This window comes from Candidatus Sulfuricurvum sp. RIFRC-1, from assembly GCF_000310245.1.
Lineage (GTDB): Bacteria > Campylobacterota > Campylobacteria > Campylobacterales > Sulfurimonadaceae > Sulfuricurvum.
Map to the genome: position 1 here is coordinate 954,229 of NC_020505.1, position 17,631 is coordinate 971,859.

At 46.6% G+C, this 17,631-nt stretch carries 20 protein-coding genes; 3 read left to right on the plus strand and 17 right to left on the minus strand.

What is annotated here, in order from left to right; genetic code table 11:
• The first annotated feature begins 78 nt into the window (after nucleotides 1–78).
• Nucleotides 79–1,455, plus strand: coding sequence for a DEAD/DEAH box helicase (locus tag B649_RS04925; protein WP_015653410.1), 1,377 nt, complete (start codon nucleotides 79–81; stop codon nucleotides 1,453–1,455).
• A 24-nt stretch (nucleotides 1,456–1,479) separates the two neighbouring features.
• Nucleotides 1,480–1,899: an alternative ribosome rescue aminoacyl-tRNA hydrolase ArfB gene (gene arfB / locus B649_RS04930; protein ID WP_015653411.1), complete on the plus strand. Its 420-nt coding sequence runs from the start codon at nucleotides 1,480–1,482 to the stop codon at nucleotides 1,897–1,899.
• Nucleotides 1,900–1,902: 3 nt separating this feature from the next.
• On the opposite strand, the gene B649_RS04935 is transcribed toward arfB, so the two are convergent.
• Nucleotides 1,903–2,106 (minus strand): hypothetical protein, encoded by a 204-nt coding sequence (locus B649_RS04935; protein ID WP_015653412.1) that lies wholly within the window; start codon nucleotides 2,104–2,106, stop codon nucleotides 1,903–1,905.
• Nucleotides 2,103–2,675 (minus strand): hypothetical protein, encoded by a 573-nt coding sequence (locus tag B649_RS04940; RefSeq protein WP_015653413.1) that lies wholly within the window; start codon nucleotides 2,673–2,675, stop codon nucleotides 2,103–2,105. Before B649_RS04940 ends, B649_RS04935 begins: the two co-directional genes overlap by 4 nt.
• Nucleotides 2,676–2,809: 134 nt before the next feature.
• On the opposite strand from B649_RS04940, the gene B649_RS04945 reads away from it, so the two are divergent.
• Nucleotides 2,810–3,436 (plus strand): TetR/AcrR family transcriptional regulator, encoded by a 627-nt coding sequence (locus B649_RS04945; RefSeq protein WP_015653414.1) that lies wholly within the window; start codon nucleotides 2,810–2,812, stop codon nucleotides 3,434–3,436.
• On the opposite strand, the gene recQ is transcribed toward B649_RS04945, so the two are convergent.
• The 15 genes from recQ to B649_RS05020 all read right to left on the minus strand — a co-directional run bounded on the left by recQ (nucleotide 3,437) and on the right by B649_RS05020 (nucleotide 17,619).
• Nucleotides 3,437–5,245 (minus strand): DNA helicase RecQ, encoded by a 1,809-nt coding sequence (gene recQ / locus B649_RS04950; protein WP_015653415.1) that lies wholly within the window; start codon nucleotides 5,243–5,245, stop codon nucleotides 3,437–3,439.
• Between the two features lie 186 nt (nucleotides 5,246–5,431).
• Entirely contained in the window at nucleotides 5,432–5,905 is a 474-nt protein-coding gene (locus B649_RS04955) for a hypothetical protein (protein ID WP_015653416.1), read from the minus strand.
• Nucleotides 5,906–6,038: 133 nt separating this feature from the next.
• The gene (locus B649_RS04960; protein WP_015653417.1) at nucleotides 6,039–7,925 is read right to left on the minus strand and encodes a M48 family metallopeptidase; all 1,887 of its coding nucleotides are present in this window, start codon (nucleotides 7,923–7,925) and stop codon (nucleotides 6,039–6,041) included.
• On the minus strand, nucleotides 7,925–8,524 hold the full coding sequence (locus tag B649_RS04965; RefSeq protein WP_015653418.1) for a LemA family protein: 600 nt from the start codon (nucleotides 8,522–8,524) through the stop codon (nucleotides 7,925–7,927). The genes B649_RS04960 and B649_RS04965 overlap by 1 nt, the downstream gene beginning before the upstream one ends.
• 43 nt (nucleotides 8,525–8,567) lie before the next feature.
• Nucleotides 8,568–9,455, minus strand: coding sequence for an ABC transporter ATP-binding protein (locus B649_RS04970; protein WP_015653419.1), 888 nt, complete (start codon nucleotides 9,453–9,455; stop codon nucleotides 8,568–8,570).
• Nucleotides 9,452–10,126 (minus strand): molybdate ABC transporter permease subunit, encoded by a 675-nt coding sequence (modB, locus tag B649_RS04975; protein ID WP_015653420.1) that lies wholly within the window; start codon nucleotides 10,124–10,126, stop codon nucleotides 9,452–9,454. Before modB ends, B649_RS04970 begins: the two co-directional genes overlap by 4 nt.
• A complete protein-coding gene (locus B649_RS04980; protein WP_015653421.1) occupies nucleotides 10,116–10,511 on the minus strand; it encodes a hypothetical protein in 396 nt (131 codons plus the stop codon). The genes modB and B649_RS04980 overlap by 11 nt, the downstream gene beginning before the upstream one ends.
• Complete coding sequence (gene modD, locus B649_RS04985) at nucleotides 10,508–11,356, minus strand: ModD protein (RefSeq protein WP_015653422.1); 849 nt, start codon at nucleotides 11,354–11,356, stop codon at nucleotides 10,508–10,510. Before modD ends, B649_RS04980 begins: the two co-directional genes overlap by 4 nt.
• Nucleotides 11,353–12,147: a class I SAM-dependent methyltransferase gene (locus B649_RS04990; RefSeq protein ID WP_015653423.1), complete on the minus strand. Its 795-nt coding sequence runs from the start codon at nucleotides 12,145–12,147 to the stop codon at nucleotides 11,353–11,355. The genes modD and B649_RS04990 overlap by 4 nt, the downstream gene beginning before the upstream one ends.
• Nucleotides 12,147–12,923, minus strand: coding sequence for a molybdate ABC transporter substrate-binding protein (gene modA, locus B649_RS04995; RefSeq protein ID WP_015653424.1), 777 nt, complete (start codon nucleotides 12,921–12,923; stop codon nucleotides 12,147–12,149). The genes B649_RS04990 and modA overlap by 1 nt, the downstream gene beginning before the upstream one ends.
• A 200-nt stretch (nucleotides 12,924–13,123) precedes the next feature.
• Nucleotides 13,124–13,900 (minus strand): TOBE domain-containing protein, encoded by a 777-nt coding sequence (locus B649_RS05000; RefSeq protein ID WP_015653425.1) that lies wholly within the window; start codon nucleotides 13,898–13,900, stop codon nucleotides 13,124–13,126.
• Nucleotides 13,900–14,691, minus strand: a complete 792-nt coding sequence (locus B649_RS05005) for a shikimate dehydrogenase (protein ID WP_041192408.1) — start codon at nucleotides 14,689–14,691, stop codon at nucleotides 13,900–13,902. Before B649_RS05005 ends, B649_RS05000 begins: the two co-directional genes overlap by 1 nt.
• Entirely contained in the window at nucleotides 14,688–16,100 is a 1,413-nt protein-coding gene (locus B649_RS05010; protein ID WP_015653427.1) for an anthranilate synthase component I family protein, read from the minus strand. The genes B649_RS05005 and B649_RS05010 overlap by 4 nt, the downstream gene beginning before the upstream one ends.
• Before the next feature lies 1 nt (nucleotide 16,101).
• Nucleotides 16,102–17,052, minus strand: a complete 951-nt coding sequence (locus B649_RS12140; protein WP_015653428.1) for an SPOR domain-containing protein — start codon at nucleotides 17,050–17,052, stop codon at nucleotides 16,102–16,104.
• A gap of 24 nt (nucleotides 17,053–17,076) precedes the next feature.
• The gene (locus B649_RS05020) at nucleotides 17,077–17,619 is read right to left on the minus strand and encodes a DUF1882 domain-containing protein (protein ID WP_015653429.1); all 543 of its coding nucleotides are present in this window, start codon (nucleotides 17,617–17,619) and stop codon (nucleotides 17,077–17,079) included.
• Nucleotides 17,620–17,631 lie beyond the last annotated feature (12 nt).

Below are 17,631 nucleotides of genomic sequence, written 5' to 3' on the forward strand. Positions count from 1 at the left end.
AAAAATGCCATAAATGGGAGGTTTGAAGCGATAAAATGTTAATATTCATGAACAAAATACCAAAAAGGTACTATTATCATGTCATTTACGACTTTAGGGCTTAATGCCCACCTTCTCGAAACCCTAATCGAGAAAGGATACACTGAGCCGACACCGATTCAAACTCAGGTGATTCCTCTCGTACTGCGGGGACGAGATGTTCTCGGAGCGGCACAAACCGGAACAGGGAAAACAGCCGCATTCGCCCTCCCGATCATCCAAAAATTACTCACAGTCCAAGGGAAACAATCCAGTGCCAGAGCATTGGTCATCGTCCCGACACGTGAGCTCGCATCCCAAGTGTGCGCAGCGATCGAATCGTATGCACAGGGGCTTGAATTAACGTGTATCGCTCTCTATGGCGGAGCCAATATGGCACGTCAGGCGAAAGAGCTGGGAGAGGGGGTTGATATCATCGTTGCTACTCCCGGACGCTTGATCGAGCTGAATAAACAAGGGCACGTTCCGCTCTCTCGAATCGAGTATTTGGTGTTTGATGAAGCCGATACGATTTTCGATATGGGCTTTATCCGTGAGGTAGGGCAGATTATCGATCTTCTCCCGCTCAATCGCCAAAACATGCTTTTTTCGGCAACGATGACCCCTGCGGTGAAACAGCTGAGTGAAAAAATCCTCAAAAAAGCGCTCCTCGTCGAGATCGATAACCTCAAAGCCGCCGATATGACGCTTCGTCAAGTGGTTCATCCGGTTGAAAAAGAGCGTAAAAAAGAGCTTCTTTCATTCCTGATAGGCTCGAACAACTATCCGCAGGTTCTCGTCTTTACCCGTACGAAAGCCGAAGCAGACGAAGTGAGTGCTGATCTAACCGCCAGTGGTCTCAAAAATGTTGTGATTCACGGTGACAAAAAACACGGTGCCAGAGATCGTGCACTCAGTGAATTTCGTGAAGGATCTGCCCGTATCCTCGTCGCAACCGATATTGCCGCACGCGGTTTGGATATCGAGGGGCTAGACGTCGTTATCAACTACGACATTCCTCACGTCAGTACCGACTATCTCCACCGTATCGGGCGTACGGGACGCGCGGGAAATGAGGGGCTGGCGATCACGCTCCTCTCCTCAGCAGAGCACATTTCATGGTCAAAAATCATCACCATGCTCGGCAAAAATGTCGAGACTATCTTGGTTGCTGGATTTGAACCGCCTGCGGATAACGCATTGGTAAAAACACGGGGTAAAAGTCTCTCCAAAGAGGGAGAGAAAAAAGAAAAAACGGCGGGAGCATTCGGGAATAAACGTAAAAAAGCTCCCGTTCAGCCTAAATTCGTCGGCAAACGGGGACCACGTCTCGCACGAGATGAACTCGTCGGTAAAAGCGATTCTTCAGCCAGAAACAGTGCCTTCGGTAATACGAAAAAGCCTTCACCGAAAAAATCGGGCGGACGGGGGAGATAATCTCTCCCTTTAGAGAGGTAGATCATGCTCCAAATCTCCCACACCGTTAGCATTCCCGATTCCGAAATCGAGATAACCGCTATACGCTCTCAGGGTTCTGGCGGTCAAAACGTCAACAAAGTCTCCACCGCGATCCATTTACGTTTCGACATCAGCGCTTCAACCCTTCCCGATTTCTACAAAGAACGGCTCCTAGCCATTACCGACCACCGCATTACCAAAGAGGGAATTATCAACATCAAATCCCAAGAATCAAGAAGTCAGGAAGAGAACAAAGACGCGGCGTTGGAACGGCTTAGAGAACTTATCAAAAGCGTTACTATTGTCCAAAAAAAGCGTAAACCGACCAAACCGACGAAGAACTCGCAGAAACGACGGATGGACAGTAAGACGAAACATGGGAATATTAAGAAAATGCGGGGGAAAGTGAATGGTGGGGAGTAAACCTCACCACGCAAAAACATTACGAGGATAAAACATCCTCACAATCACAACCGCACCAAACAACATTCCAGCATGACTCCATTCGAAATTAGTACTGATGATCAGGGTAGCTAGAGTATAGAGTACCGTTACCGCTAAAAACCATCCCCCTAGCAAAAGTACAAATAACCCTATGACACGGGATAATGTTCCGAGTGTATTGCTCATCGGCTCTCCTTTGAGGCTTTAATGATTGCTTGGATTTGTCGGCGATGGATAAAGGTGTGCATGTACATAAAAGAGCACCAATCGAAGTTATTGAACGAGTAAAACCACGGATGGGCTTTGGTCATTTTAGAGTGATGTTTCGGCAATGCGGTGAAAAAGCTTTTGTACTCATCGATAAAGGCTTTAAAATCATCGAGTGTACCGGAACGGTTTGCGAACGGTTTTACCCCCGCTATCGTGACGATTTCGGTGAACTCTCGCTCTTCGGTGAGGGCTGCGATAACGCTCGTTACTTTGCGTCCCGTGATGCAGAGGTGTTCGATTACCATGTTGAGGGAAAATTGTCGTGAGTGATCTTCGATGGCGAAGGTTTTGTCGATAACGACTTGTTGTAACCGCTCCTCTTCGCTCAGCTTTTCCAAAAGAGAGATGATAATCCTAGCTTCTCGTTTAAAAAGCCAAAAGGCGATGTGCCATGTAAAAAATGTCCGCACCATAGGTATCAATAACAATCGAATCACTAAAAACTCCCCTCTAGGCAATCCATCACCCGGTTTTCCCTGTACCATACATTAGCTCCTCACCCGATCAGATAGGGGCATAGTAGTATCAAAAATCTAAAATACATCTTAATATTAGTGTAATTACTCTAATATATATTATTTAATTCGTATTCGTACTCTAAATATGGTAGAATTTTCCCATGAAAAAACCAAAAAAGATCACAACCAAAGAGCGAATTAAAAACACCGCCATCGAGCTGTTTAATCTCCATGATTCGCTCTCAATCACGACCAACCATATTGCTAAAGCGGCAGGGATATCGGCGGGAAATCTCTACTATCATTACCGCAACAAAGAAGAGATTATCCGAGAAATCTACGCTGAAATGTCGGAACGGATCGAATCGCTAAAGAGTTTTGAAAAAATGCTCAGTTCACCTAACCCCTTAAATGTATTAGATGAATCGTTCGATCATTACGGCGATCTGTTTTGGGAATATCGATTTTTGATGCGGGATGCTCCGGTATTAATGGCGCTAGATGGCGAGCTAAAAAGGGCGTTTGTCGTTAATCAGGAGAGGCGGATCAATCAGATAGCAGGGGTGATCCGATATTTGCTCAGCGAAGAGATATTGGAACATATCGACAAAGAGGAGATCCCTTTGCGTGCCAAGCTCTATTGGTTCGTCACGGCGTATTGGCAAGTGTTCGCCTCGATGGATGGCGAAGTGAGTCGTGAATCGATACGAGAGACGAAAGAGGCAATGTTTAAAATCCATATCGCCCCGTTTTTGTCGGAGAGAGGGCGAGGGATGATAGACGCTTAATCAATCCCTCTCTTTTTCCCTCAACTCATGCGAGAGGTTCAAAAATGCTTCTCCGTATCGTTCGAATTTTACCTCTCCGATACCGCTGATACCCAACATCTCCTCTTTGGTGCTAGGGAGTTGTTCGGCAAGGGAGTAGAGGGTTTTATCTCCGAAGACGATGTAGGCAGGGATGCGGTGCTCTTTGGCGATGGCGGCACGGAGGGCTTTGAAGTTTTCGAAGTATTTTGGGGTGTTGAGATCGGAGTGTTTGGTTTTAACGGTTACTTTTTTGGTCGATAGACGATCTGATCGGATATGAACAGCCGTTTTTCCTCTCAATATGTCGGCTCCGATTGGGGTGATTTTTAGTGCTTTGTACTCATCGGGCTCTATAGCACCGAGTTCGATGAGTCTTTTGGAGATGGTGCTCCATGTGGTTTTAGATAGCTCTTTTCCGATCCCGAAAACGCTCAAATTTTGATGAGAATTGGAGAGGATTTTCTCTTTTTCCTCTCCACAGAGAACTTCCGAGATATAGGTGGCTCCGAATCGCTCACCCGTTTTATAGAGACAGGAGAGGAACTTTTGGGCGGGGGTGGTTATTTCTTGCTTTTGGATATCACTGCCCACACAGTTGTCGCATTTGTCACCGCAAGGGGCGATTGTATCGCTGAAATAGGAGGCTATTAGACGATGGCGGCACTCCTCGGCAGTTGCGTAATCCATCGATGCGCGGAGCTTGCTAAGGATCATCTCGCGATATTGGGGGTCACTCCCCTCATCGATAAGCCGTTTTTTGTTGTAAAAATCAGTTCCCGAATAAAAGAGTATCGCTTCGGAGTCGATTCCATCCCGTCCGGCACGTCCGATCTCCTGATAGTAGTTTTCGATGGTTTTAGGAAGTGAGGTGTGGATGACGAAGCGAATATCTCCTTTATCGATTCCCATCCCGAATGCGACGGTGGCGACAATGATCTGCGTTTCGTCGTTTAGAAACGATGTATGGGTATCGTGACGTATGGAGCCGCTCATCCCCGCATGATAGGCTAAACATTTGATCCCTTTTTTGGAGAGAAATTCGGCGAGCTCTTCGGTCTCTTTACGGGAGAAAGCATAGACAATTCCACTCTCCCCTTCGTGCTCTTTTAAAATATTCATCAGCTCATTGCGCCATCCGCCATCACGTTCTCGAACAGTGATCTTGATGTTTTTACGCAGTACCGGGGCGCGGAGGATCAGCGGATCGTTGAGCCCCAGTTGCGAGAGGATGTCTTCCCGTACTTTTGGTGTGGCGGTAGCGGTGAAGGCGGCGATAGGGGTATGAGGAAAAGCGGAGCGCAACTCACCCAGCCGTCGGTAATCATCACGAAACTCATGCCCCCACTCACTGATACAGTGGGCTTCGTCGATGACGAAAAAGTTGATATCGAGCGTTTCGAGCCATGAGAGAAAGGAGACGTTTGCCAGTCTTTCGGGGGCGATGTAGAGGAGTTTTAAAACGCCGTTTTTAGCCTTGGAAAATGCCTCTTGTTGTTCTTGCGGCGATTGCGATGAGGAGATCATCTCCGCTTCGATCCCGAGCTCTTTGAGGGCAATCACCTGATCATGCATGAGGGCGATGAGGGGAGAGACGACAATCGTGATCCCATCCATCAGAAGTGTTGGAAGCTGATAGCAGAGCGATTTTCCCCCTCCGGTAGGGAGTAACATTGCCAAATCACGACGGCTCAGAATCGCGTCTACCGCATCTTCTTGCATCTCTCTAAAACTGGAGAAACCAAAGGTGTGTTTGAGAACTTTGTATTTGTCGGTTAAGGATTCGCTCAAGGTTGGAGCCTTTAAAAAGTTGTTGCTTCAATCATGTTGATTATACAATGACAAAAAGAGTAATGGAAAGAAATAGGGCAAAATGCAATATTTTGGAGTGTTAATGACTTCATAGCAATCGGGAAGACGAGTAGCAATACCGAGAAGGTAAAGCTTTTTATACGCTCGTTTCGGATTTGGATCTAATCAGTGTTGGTGATGAAACTCCTGCACCTCTTTGATCTCTTCGGGTGTTGCTTCATGGATATCTAAAACGGTCCCCTCGAAAACGAGGTCCATTCCCGCAAGTGGGTGATTACCATCGAGTGTGGCATGATCGCCTTCGATATCGGTTACGGTATAGATGATGACATCCTCCGAGTCTTCTTCAAAATAGCCATCGAGTTCCATTCCGACGCTTACTTCTACCGGCAGTTCACTGAGCTCTTCCGTAACAACGAGTGTAGGGTCATAATTTCCGAATGCTTTATCGGCGGTGAGTTCAATTTTGAATGTTTCTCCGATACTTTTCCCCTCTAATGCTTTTTCAACCGTAGGGAAAATATGACCATAATTACCGTGCAGGTAAACAAGAGCCTCCTCTTCCTCGTGGAGAAGATTTCCTTCGGTGTCGTTAATGTGATAGTCGATGGTGACGATACAGTCTTTTTTGATAGTCATGGTTGTTCCTTAGGGCAATGGTATAAGAATAGGGTTAAACGCTTTGGTTGAAATTATAGCATGGGCACCTACATGGGGTTCTGAAACTTTAGACGAAAAAGTCAAAGAAAATAAAACATAGTCTGATTTAAATTTATACATGTAAAAGTGTTTTGAATGCTGTTAAAATTTCTGCGTCATCTTCATGATATCTACTGTCGTACTTCAATAAGGTTTCGGTTGCATCGATTATTTTTGTTTTGAGGGAGCTGTCGCTTAGGGCAATTTTTCGTACCGCTAGATCGACTTGGTCGATGGTGAGATCTTCTAAATATTGAAACGGTTCCAAATCAAACTGTTCGGCTGTTTTTTGGAGAAGAAATCTAACTGTCTCTTCATTGGAAAATTGGGTTTTTGCCAGAAAAACAAATACAATGTTGAGTGAATGTTGAATTTGTTTTGAGGATTGGAACATACTTTTAGGAATTTTAGTCAAACCGTACTCATAATCCAGCGGAGTCAGAAGTATACTTCGCAGCGTCCACTCCCAAATGGATATATGTTTATCGGCATCAATCAGCTTTTCTATCGTTTTACGGAACTGTTCATATTGCAGTGTTGACATCATTTTTAAGTTTGGTATTGCTAAGAGGAGCAAGTTCAAATGAGATGATCGGGGTAGAGATTCGATCGTTTTCAAAACATTTTGTGTTTTTTCCCATGCACTCCCCAATGCCTCTTTTTGAAGTCGTAATTCGTTGTGTTGACTACCCAAAAGTAAAGCATAGATTATCCATTGGGCACTGAGCGGATTTGCGGTCATAGATTGGATTTCTAATGGGATGTCAACTGCTTCAAAAGTGGAAGAGACGGAATGAAAATTACCTGATGGATTGGGCATACGTGAGAGAGTATCGAATGTAATCGGATTGGATTTGATTTCCTCTTCGGGCTGCTTGGGGACGTTAAAAGTGGTTTGTTCACTATGGGCGTAATGTTTTTGAGACGATTTCTCAGAGGCAAATTTCCCGTCCCATCTCGGATCAATCCGTCGTATCCGATCTTCGAGTTTGGGATGAGTAGAGAACCAATGATCCCAAAAATTGGAAGTACCGTCGGAAAAAAATAGGTGGCTGAAATCGCCGCCGGCACTGGATGAGACGCTTGAACCGTACGCAGATGCACCGATTTTTTTCAACGCTCCGGCAATACCATCGGGATAGCGGGTGTACTGAACCGCCGAAGCATCGGCAAGATATTCGCGCTGGCGGGATATCATCGCTTTTATCAATTCGCTGATCATCGTTCCCAACCAGCCGATGATGGTTAAGCCGAGTGCAAACAGATAGATGGCGACGATTAGGCTTCCCCCTTTTTTATCATTCGAAGAACGAGAAACGCTATGACGTATTGATGAAGAATCTAAAACATCAAAGATAAAATGTCCTATTCCGCCGATAAAAACGATCCCGTATATTAGACCTGAGAGGTGAAGATTGAGGCGCATATCTCCGTGAAAAATATGGCTGAACTCATGGGCGATTACCCCCTGAAGCTCTTGTCGATCCAATGCATCCAATGCACCCTGTGTGATTCCGATCACCGCATCTTCATAGGTGAATCCGGCGGCGAAGGCATTGATCCCCTGATCATGCAGGAGATATACGGGAGGCGGTGCTATCCCTGAGGCTATCGCCATCTCTTCGACGACATTCAATAGCATAATCTCTTGTTTATTGTGGGTCATCGGCGAGATCAGTTTTCCCCCTAACGAGAGTGCTACTGATTTTCCGCCGTCTCTGAGGAGATAATATTGAAACAAGGAAGCGATCAAGACGGTTAGAATAACGGCGATAAAGACTTCTGAAAAAATAACGGTATCGACGACGGCAGGGATGAACGATCCGGTACGGAGATAGCTTTCGATAAAGACGACCAAATAGGCAATCGAGGAGGCAAAGAGGATTAAACCGATACTAAAGGCGAATAGGAGGCGAGCGGTGGACACTTTCGCCTCTTCCTTAGCTTCAAAAAAATTCATCACTCACCTAAAAAACCGAGCTTGGGAGGGAGTTTAATCTCTTGCGCATCTTCAAATTCGAGTAAAGCAGCATCCTGTCTATGTCCGAAGAGGGAGCTAAAGAGGTTTTGGGGGAACGATTGGCGGTAGGTGTTGTACTCCATCACCGAATCGTTGTAAAACTGACGTGCAAACGCGATTTTGTTTTCGGTGGTGGAGAGTTCTTCCATCACTTGTCGCATAGCTCCATCAGCTTTGATTGCCGGATAGTTTTCCATCACAACGTTGAAATTGGAAATGGCTTGACGAAGGGTGTTTTCAGCGGTAACGATCCCTTGGATAGCTGTAGGATCGGAAGGATTCTGGTGCGCATGGCGTAAATTTTGGGAGGCGCTGTTGCGTGCGGCAATGACCCGCTCCAGTGTATTCTTTTCGTGTTCCATGTAATGTTTGGCGGTTTCGACAAGGGCAGGGATGAGATCGTAGCGTCGTTTGAGCTGAACGTCGATTTGGCTAAAAGCGTTTATATAGCGGTTTTTGGTAAGAACCAGACGGTTAAAAATCGAAATGATATACAGTATCCCTGCAAAAATCCCTATTCCGACAATGTATTTCATCATGCCCTAAACTCCTGAAAGTGATACCAAGAGTATACTAAAAAAATTATATTTTATTACTATTTATGGGTATCAAAATCGGGTTAAACGCTTTGGTTGAGATAATGGCTTGAGCACCGATCGTAAGCGCTGAGGCCTCATCGGCACTAGCTACGGTGCGGACGATGGAGGAACCGACGAGGAGCGTGACGATAAAGACGGGGGCGTCTTCTTCGATTTTTAATACCTCTCCGACGAGTTGGAGCTTACCGCTGAGGGTTTGGGGGCTAAAGAACTCCATAGGGGTACAAAGCCGTTTAATGTGTCCTGCTTCTACTGACGCAAGACGATCAGAGAGTTTCACCGTCTCGGCAATATCGTGACTTACGAGTAGGGTTGTAACGGCAAGTCGCTCATGGATGAGGCTTAGCTCGTCTTGGAGCTTTTGGCGCATGGTTGGATCAAGTGCCGAGAGAGGTTCATCGAGGAGCAAGATTTTAGGATGGCGCACCAACGCACGGGCGAGGGCAACGCGCTGTTTTTGTCCCCCTGAGAGGGTGGAGGGGAGGCGGTTTGAGAGCTGGGTGAGTTCAACGAGCTCGATCAGCTCATCGACATTGGCGCGTTGCTGGGCATTATCGGTGGCAAAGAGGAGATTTTCGCGTACACTCATCGTCGGAAAGAGGGCATAGTCTTGGAAGACAAATCCGATACTCCGACGCTGAGGGGGAAGATTGATTTTTTTGCTACTGTCAAACCACACTTCAGCGTCCACTTCGATACGACCGCTGTCGGGTGTTTCGAGACCTGCAATCATCCGCATCAGCGTTGTTTTTCCCGCACCTGAGGGACCGAAAAGGGTGAGGAATTCACCGTCGTTAATGGTGAGCTCAAAATGGGCGTTGATGGAGCCCTCAGCGGTGTCGAGACGCTTGGTAATATTAACTGCTATCATCGAATTCCCCCGAGTGATTTTTTATTGAGGGTGTAGACGAGAAGGAGTATGGCGAACGTGACGACAAAGAGGGTGAGGGCGTATTGGTGTGCCATGGCGTAGTTAAGCGATTCTACTTCGTCGTAGATGGCGATGGAGGCGACGCGCGTTTCATCAGGGATATTTCCGCCAATCATGAGGATGACTCCGAACTCCCCGACCGTGTGGGCGAACGCGAGTACGATACCTGAGATAAGCCCGTGACGGATCGAGGGGAGGATAACCCGTATCATCGTCTCCAGTTTCGATTTGCCGAGGGTATAGGCGGCCTCAAAGATCGATTTTGGCACTTGGGAGAGGGCGGATTGGATCGGGTGTACCATAAAGGGAAGGCTGAAGAGTACGGAGCCGATTACCAATCCCTCGAAGCTAAATGCCAAGCGGATGCCGTGTTCGGTGAGAAAGCTCCCGATGGCGGAGGCGGGACTGAATGCGAGGAGGAGATAAAACCCTAAAACGGACGGAGGCAATACGAGGGGCATACTCACCACCGTCTCGATGATGCTTTTAAACCGCATTTTGGAGAAGACCAAAAACGATGCGAGAGGAATTCCGATCAGCAGAAGAATGAGTGTCGTAACAGCGGCGAGTTTAAAGGTGAGCGCCATCGTGCTTAAAAATTCAGCTTCCATGGTGACCTCTCAGCAGTGATATTTCGCTCGGACTCACCATCCAAAACACGTTGTCCCCTTCCTTGATACGTAGAATATTAAAGGTGAGGGTAGGAACAAGGGCAGTAATCATTGAGTCGTGATAGAGTAGGGTAATTTGGGACAATACGCTTCCCTGCTCAATACGGCTTATTACAGCACGTTGAACGTTGGCTGTGGTTGCCGTGTTGGTTGAGACGAGGATCACTTCGGTCTCTTTGAATGCCAATGTAAGCGGTGTTCCTATCGCATCAGGGCACTGTTCGGCGAGGAGGAGGTGAAAGTCATCCTCCCCCACGGCAACCGTGAGGATACTCAAATGGTCTGAAGATGTGATGGCGGTTAGGGTGGAGGGGAGTGTGTTCATAAAGGCTCTATTCTCACTTTGATATCGGCGCTCTGTGCGTTATACGGCGATGAGGTGACGATCATATCGACACCCGTAGCCGCATACTCGGCGATATTTTTGGCACTGATTCCCCCCGTAGCAATAAGGGTGATATGAGGATAATCGGTTCGGAGGATGCGGACGGCATCGGAGAGCTTGCTCAAGGGAAATTTTTCCAACTGGAGGATATCAGCCCCCATCCGGGCAAATTTCAGCGCCTGAGTGATGTCTTCGGTCTCCATGACGATCTTTTTCTCCAAATTGGCTTTTTTAGTTTTGTTCAATGCTGAGCCGAACGCTTCATCGGTAGGGAAGAAAACACGGTGATAATCGAAAATAAGGATCGATTCCGAAAGACCCAATCGGTGGGCAACTCCACCCCCTGATTCGACCGCTTTAATCGCGATTTTTTTCGTAAACGGGGTGGTTTTGCGGGTGGTGGCTACCACTATATCAGGATTGATACTACGGGCCAAGAGTACCGCTTCACGGGTATAAGTGGCAATACCGCTTGCGTAATCGAGGAGGTTTTGGACACTTTTCCAAATACGGTGGATATTTCCGGCTTCACCGTGGGCTTCGAGAAAGAGACTCTTGGGCGGGACGAGGGTTCCCGATTTGACGAACCCGTCGATTTCCAATCCGTACAGTCCGCACAGGCGTACCGCCTCTTCCATACACGAGACGACGAGAGGGCGCTCACGGGTAGCGAAAGTAATACGGGCTCGTTGATCGGAAATTTCCAAAGATGCGGTCGTTAGATCACCGTAGGGGGCATCTTCGGCGAGGAGTGCTTCGAGTTCAAAATCATTGAGGGCAATCATATCGATGTCTCCCAGCCGATAAATGCCCAATTGACGGCACGGGGAGGGCGGTTTTGTCCTACGATCACCTCACGATAATACTCACGAGCTTTGTTCTGTTGTTCCTCATTCAACTCATGGACGCTCCAAAGCAATGATTCGATGAACTCATCTTCGGTATTGCTTCGAACACTTCCCCGTCCTGTTTCGATGTAATCGACACGAGGGAGATAGCCGTGAGAGTAGAGGATGATCGGAATATACCAATAATCGGGCTTGGTTTTTACCTTTTTCCCGATGAAATCGAGAATATTCATATCGACGAAACTCCCCCCGACTTTGTAGGTGAGATAACATGCCCTGCTTGCATGTGCCGACATTTTAGTGAGCGCCGCATCAACATCAGTAACCTCCATTGAGCGGGATGCGACGGCGATATCGATCTGCGGCAGGTGACTCCAGTCATCGTCCCAGCCGATATGATATGTTTTAATATTAGTTACCCCTTCTCTAGCGGCATAGGCTTTGAGCTCTTCGAGCATTAGCTCTGAGAAGTCGATGGCGATAACCTCTTTGACCTGTTTTGCAAGGGGGATTGCCAATGTTCCCGGTCCGCATCCGATGTCGAGAACCACTTCATCCCCGTTTAGCTTCATACGGGAGATAAAGTCGTTGACGTAGGGGCTGTTGATAGTTGAAAGTGCCATATCGGCTGATTTCTCATCCCAATCGGCACTGGTTTTGCCTTTAAAATCGGTGGTAGCTTTGTGTTCGCGGTACATGGCGGGAAAATTGATCGGTTCTAAAAACATTATTTTTCTTTACTCATAGATTTTGTAGTAGGTATATTATATCCGCTCGCTCTGAGAATCGATTGACTTTTTGCAGAACCCATAAAACGGAGAAACTTTTTGGCGGCGATCTGATTTTCGGGTGACCCGTTTTTGAGTCCGACCATTGCCTGATCGATTGGGTTATAGGCCTTACCATCCACTTCGACCCATTTGCCGACATTTTTCATCTCTGGAGAGAGGACAATCGATTTCGCCATAAACCCGACATCGACCGCTTTGGTGGTGACGTATGCGCCTACTTGAGAGATTGACTCGGCCGTGATGATTTTGCCTGCCGTCTTGTCGGCAACCTGATAGTATTTCATCGCGTTCATCGCTTCGATCCCGTACGGTGCCGTTTTAGGATTGGCGACAGCGATCTTTTTAACCGAAAGGTCGGCAACGATAGCGACGCCTTTGGAGAGATCGACTCCCGTATCGCTCCAGAGGATCAGTGTCCCGTACGCATACACCTGTGATGGCGTTGTCGTGTATCCGCTTTGAGCCAGTTTGGCAGGATACTCGACATCGGCGGAGAGAAACGCGTCATACGGCGCACCGCTCATGATTTGTTGAGTCAGTTTACCTGAGGCTCCGGTGATGATTTTGACATCGATTCCCGTATCTTTCGTAAACGCTTTAGCGATATCGGTAACAGCGTATTTCATATTGGCAGCAGCGGCAACCGTGATGGTTTGCGCCGCAAGGGCAGAGGCGAATGCGAGGGAAATGACGATAAGCTTGAAAGGCTTCATATAAACTCCTTTGTATCTGTTATGATATAACGATAAACGCAAACCAAACATTGCAAAAACGGTTCGCAAAAAATGAGACAATTTCGTTATGTTTTGTAAGATATAACGAAATTATAAGGAAAATGGCTTAAAGTTTGTAGGAGAGTGATAAAGAAGGGTTATATGTATGGATATCGTATGTATCGTAATGAAACAGAAAACTATAACCCAATAATAATATGACTTGGAGAGATCAGGGCGTAGGCATTCATCCCCTCGGAGAGTCGCGCCGTATCTTTGGGATTCATCAGAGCGATCAGCTCGGTAAAGAGATCGAGAGCAAAGGTGATCTCATCCGTTTCATCTTGGGATTCGATACGGCTTATCGTCCCTTTTAGAGTGTTCATCGCTTCACCGCTTTTAGGGAGCGTGGTAACGATAGTGACATCGCTGGATTTGATGATGGCGTAGAGATCGCATCCGACACTAAGCCCCATATTACGGATCGATTTGAGAGTAATAACAGATTGGATCGTATGGCTTCCCGTCAGTGAGAGGGTGAGTACACCGTTAAGTCCTTTCTCTTCAATACTTAGAAGCGTTGCGGGGAGCTGATTTCGCGCACTGGTGGTGAGAAAAGTACGGCTGAGGATACGGGCAAGTCGTTCGGGATCATTGCCCGCTTCAGAAAAACGGTCGATAAACTGGCGATGAAGTTCGTTGAAACGGTGAAAGGTGGCGATGAGTTCGCGGGCATAGGGGGTTAGTTTCGTCCCTCCGCCCCCTTTGCCTCCCGTTGTCCGTTCTATGAGGGGGTGATCGGCGAGGAGATTCATCCCATTGATTCGTTCCCATGCCGCTTTGTAGCTCATCTTCATCTCTTTGGCGGCGGCATGGATAGAACCGATCTTATCGATATGCTCCAGCAGTTCGATTCTGCCTGCACCCAAAAAACTTTGCCCCTCTTTGGTGAGCCAGAAACGTCCGTCGATTTGCATTAGAGGGAAAAACTGTGTTTCATAGGAGGTTCGATGGCCTCGAGAGGATACGCACCGTTTAAAAAGAGGTGATTGGCCAATACCCCTTGCGCCAAAAGCATATCGGAACCGTCTTTATACGGCAGACCGCTCACTTTTATTTCGCGTAAAAACGGGGTCTCTTTACCGTAGATGACATCAACGGCCCCTTTTGAACGGGATAAGAGTTCTACGAGAAGCGCTCTTGGGATTGGCAACTCATCATCATTTAATCCAGCCGAGGTGGTATTGATAATAAGATCATATTCTGCGGCGGTAAAACCGTCCCAACAATATGCTTGTATCCCTTTTTGATGAAAAAAATCTAACCGTCCGGCTGATCGGTTCAGGATTGTAGGGGTGATTTCCCCGTGAGTCAGAGCGATGGAGAGGGCACGTGCCGTTCCTCCGGCACCGAGGATGAGGGCGTTACGTAAGGGTCCGAACGATTGGATAGCACTCATAAAACCGTCCGCATCGGTGTTGTATCCAATCAATTTCCCTTTTTCCACGACGAGGGTATTGACGGCTTGTATCTCTTTGGCAATTCCGCGTACTTCATCACATTGCTGATAGGCTGCTTCTTTGTGGGGAACCGTGACATTTGCGCCGCTAAGAGCTTTGGCAAAAAAAACATCTCGCAGTTGTGATCCGTCTACAAGATGGGTACGACTGTAGCAAGCACAGACTTTGAGTGCTCTAAAAACAGAGTTATGCATCAGTGGTGACCTGGAATGGGCTATCGGATCACCAAAGATACTAAAGAGCTTCATTGCGCTTTAACCAAATCATCCAATGTACTGGTAAGGGCACCGAGTTTATTGGTCACTTCGAGATATTCGAGCTCATGAATTGAATCGGCAACAACCCCTGCACCTGCTTGCAAGATGACAAAATCGGGTTTAATCAGGGCGGTACGTATCGTAATAGCACTGTCCATGTTGCCGTCAAATCCGAAATACCCGATGGTACCGCTGTAAAACCCCCGCTTTACCCCTTCAAACTCTGCAATCAGCTCCATTGCCCGAATTTTCGGTGCACCTGTCATTGTACCGGCAGTAAATGTTGCGGCAAGGAGATCAAACATATCTTTGTTATCGGCGATTTGAGCATGAACATCGGAGACAATATGCATCACGTGCGAATAGCGCTCGACATGCATCATCTCCTCGACCCGTACGGTTCCGGTTTTAGCCACCCGTCCGACATCGTTACGACCCAAATCGATCAGCATTAAATGCTCGGAGAGCTCTTTGGGATCAGAGAGAAGCTCTTCTTCGAGTTCCAGATCGCGTTGAGCTGTTCCACCGCGTTTACGGGTTCCGGCGATCGGTCGGAGCAAGATGTCTCCGTCACTTAAGCGCACCATCACTTCAGGGGAACTTCCGACAATGCTGAAATCTTCGTATTCCATTAAATACATATAAGGGGATGGGTTTTTGAGACGTAAAACACGATAAAAACTAAACGGATCAACCTGAGCATGGCGGATATAGCGGTTGGTCATGAGGATCTGAAAGACATCACCGCTGAGGATCATTTTTTTGGATTCATCGACCATAGAGAAAAATTTTTCTTTGGTAAAGATGAACTCTCCACCCTTATCATTCTCGATTGTCTTGAGCGGTGTATAGTGATAGGGTGATTTAAGTGAGGTTTCAATCTCTTCAAAACGCCGAATTATTGAATCAACGCAGCTAAGCATCGTAATAGTTGCATTTTTATGGGAAACAACAAGGGCAAGTTTCGGGAGGATCAGATCCATATCGGGGATATGGGTTTGATCGGTAAGATTGTTCATTGAATCTTCAAGAACATGTTCAAAAACTTGCACCATATCGTATCCGATGTAGCCGATAAATCCGTCGATGTAACCGACACCCAGTTCACGCGCACGTTCACGATACGCAGATTGATCAAGTTTGTGATAATACTCTTTTAAAAAATCAAAAGGGGAGACATCAAGACGATTTGTATGACCTTGAATATCAGTATAAGTGGTTATTTTATCGCCATAAGTGATACGTTCACGTGCACCGATAATGATAATAGTATAGTTTCCTGCACTGTTTCCGGCACTTTCAAGTAAAAAGGTGACTTCTAAGGGGAAAAGGCTTTTAGCCTTTTCATAGACGGCGATGGGGGCGAATTGATCGAGAGAAAAATGGCGTGAAGATATCACCTTATCCCTTTGTTATGTATGCATTAGATTCAATGTTGCGTTTTACGGTTCCGAGAACATCCCGTGCCGCTTTTTCACCTTGGAACGGCCCAATCATGACTTTGGTCATTGACCCGCTTGGTGAAGTGATGTATTTCAGACCGCTCGCATTGAGGCGATCAAATAAAGCTTTATTCGGCTCTTTACTGAAAGATCCTACTTGGATGTAATAGGTTCCTTCGGTTGAGGCGGCTTTAGCAGCAGGTTTTGCAACCGGCTCAACTGCCGTTTTTTCAGCGGTTTTTTGTACCGGAGCAGCAGCTGCTTTTACCGGAGTGGTTGCAGGTTTCACTGCCGGTTTTGGTTCCGTTGCAACTTTTTTAGGCTCTGAGGGTTTTACCGATTTAATGGTTGGTGTATTAACAACACTCGGGACAGCTTTAACAGGTTCTGCTCGCACCGTTTTAGGTTCCGGTTGAGCTTTTACCGGAACGGCAACGGCTTTTACCGATACCGGTTGAGGTTGTGCTTTTGGAACCGTTGTAACTACGGCTGGTGCAGTCGTCGTGAGCGGCTTGGCTTGTTGTACAGGAACATTTTGCTGAGCAGTTACAGGTGCTGATGAAGGTTGAGCAGCTGTTGCGCTTGAGGGAGCATTCTGGAATGACTCTTGTTTGATCTTTTGGGCGATTTGTCCTAAATCTTGGGAAGCACTTTCATTGCCGCCTTCTTGGATCACTTCTACCGGTTCAAAAAGAGGGTCATCGATCACTTCAGTCGGTGATGAAGGCTCAGGTGGAACTGCCGCTTGCGGCGCTCGCTCATCGCTTTCACTTTTGAGTGAGTTCATAATGACCAAAACAATGATTAAAATCAAGGTAAGTGCAGCAATTGCTAACAAAAGTTTTTTGGTACTTGAGCCCGATCCGCTTTTATTGAGGATGATGTCGTTGAGTTCGTTTTTTTCTTCCATTGTGTATCCTTTGGATGGCTTTGCTTACATGTGCTTCGACCACGAAGCTCCACGCTCTTTTGCGTAAACCTCGTAGGGAAGATTGAGAATATTGTATTCCATTGGCAAATCGAGCGTTGGAAACATTCGCCACTGTTTTGGTTGTTTTGCGGCTAATTTCATGGAAATCATTTTACCCAGTTGATTGGCTTCTTGTAAAGTCGTATGCCCTTTATGGATATAAACATGCAGGTGTCCCGGTGTTTTTGTCTCAAAAGCGGTAAAATTGATAAATCCCTCTTCACGAAGAAGGAGTTGGGTTTTGTGGTAAAAACGCTGAGGATCGTTGCCGTTGTAATCGATAACGATATTTTCTACTTTGTCGAATTTATTAATCAAAGAGTGGGCAACGGTAATCTGCTTTTTGAGATGTTGATCAATAATGGTTTGGGTCAGAGATTTATCAATTTTTTCGTATTTATTAAAAAAAGTACGCCCTTTAAAATCGAGTTTATCAACAACATTATCATGTTTCAGCCAGTAATGATCTGAAATCATTTTGATCAGTTTCATATCCATCGATGTCATGGGCACTACCTC

Excerpts from the sequence above, each read along its gene's own strand:
- B649_RS05005 (WP_041192408.1), bottom strand. The coding sequence starts at position 14,691 with ATGAAGCTCTTTAGTATCTTTGGTGATCCGATAGCCCATTCCAGGTCA.
- modB (WP_015653420.1), bottom strand. The coding sequence starts at position 10,126 with ATGGAAGCTGAATTTTTAAGCACGATGGCGCTCACCTTTAAACTCGCC.
- B649_RS12140 (WP_015653428.1), bottom strand. The coding sequence starts at position 17,052 with ATGGAAGAAAAAAACGAACTCAACGACATCATCCTCAATAAAAGCGGA.
- B649_RS05020 (WP_015653429.1), bottom strand. The coding sequence starts at position 17,619 with ATGACATCGATGGATATGAAACTGATCAAAATGATTTCAGATCATTAC.
- B649_RS04935 (WP_015653412.1), bottom strand. The coding sequence starts at position 2,106 with ATGAGCAATACACTCGGAACATTATCCCGTGTCATAGGGTTATTTGTA.
- modA (WP_015653424.1), bottom strand. The coding sequence starts at position 12,923 with ATGAAGCCTTTCAAGCTTATCGTCATTTCCCTCGCATTCGCCTCTGCC.
- B649_RS05000 (WP_015653425.1), bottom strand. The coding sequence starts at position 13,900 with ATGCAAATCGACGGACGTTTCTGGCTCACCAAAGAGGGGCAAAGTTTT.
- B649_RS04940 (WP_015653413.1), bottom strand. The coding sequence starts at position 2,675 with ATGGTACAGGGAAAACCGGGTGATGGATTGCCTAGAGGGGAGTTTTTA.
- B649_RS04970 (WP_015653419.1), bottom strand. The coding sequence starts at position 9,455 with ATGATAGCAGTTAATATTACCAAGCGTCTCGACACCGCTGAGGGCTCC.
- B649_RS04965 (WP_015653418.1), bottom strand. The coding sequence starts at position 8,524 with ATGATGAAATACATTGTCGGAATAGGGATTTTTGCAGGGATACTGTAT.
- B649_RS04960 (WP_015653417.1), bottom strand. The coding sequence starts at position 7,925 with ATGAATTTTTTTGAAGCTAAGGAAGAGGCGAAAGTGTCCACCGCTCGC.
- B649_RS04955 (WP_015653416.1), bottom strand. The coding sequence starts at position 5,905 with ATGACTATCAAAAAAGACTGTATCGTCACCATCGACTATCACATTAAC.
- B649_RS04925 (WP_015653410.1), top strand. The coding sequence starts at position 79 with ATGTCATTTACGACTTTAGGGCTTAATGCCCACCTTCTCGAAACCCTA.
- B649_RS04990 (WP_015653423.1), bottom strand. The coding sequence starts at position 12,147 with ATGTTTTTAGAACCGATCAATTTTCCCGCCATGTACCGCGAACACAAA.
- B649_RS04980 (WP_015653421.1), bottom strand. The coding sequence starts at position 10,511 with ATGAACACACTCCCCTCCACCCTAACCGCCATCACATCTTCAGACCAT.
- arfB (WP_015653411.1), top strand. The coding sequence starts at position 1,480 with ATGCTCCAAATCTCCCACACCGTTAGCATTCCCGATTCCGAAATCGAG.
- modD (WP_015653422.1), bottom strand. The coding sequence starts at position 11,356 with ATGATTGCCCTCAATGATTTTGAACTCGAAGCACTCCTCGCCGAAGAT.
- B649_RS04945 (WP_015653414.1), top strand. The coding sequence starts at position 2,810 with ATGAAAAAACCAAAAAAGATCACAACCAAAGAGCGAATTAAAAACACC.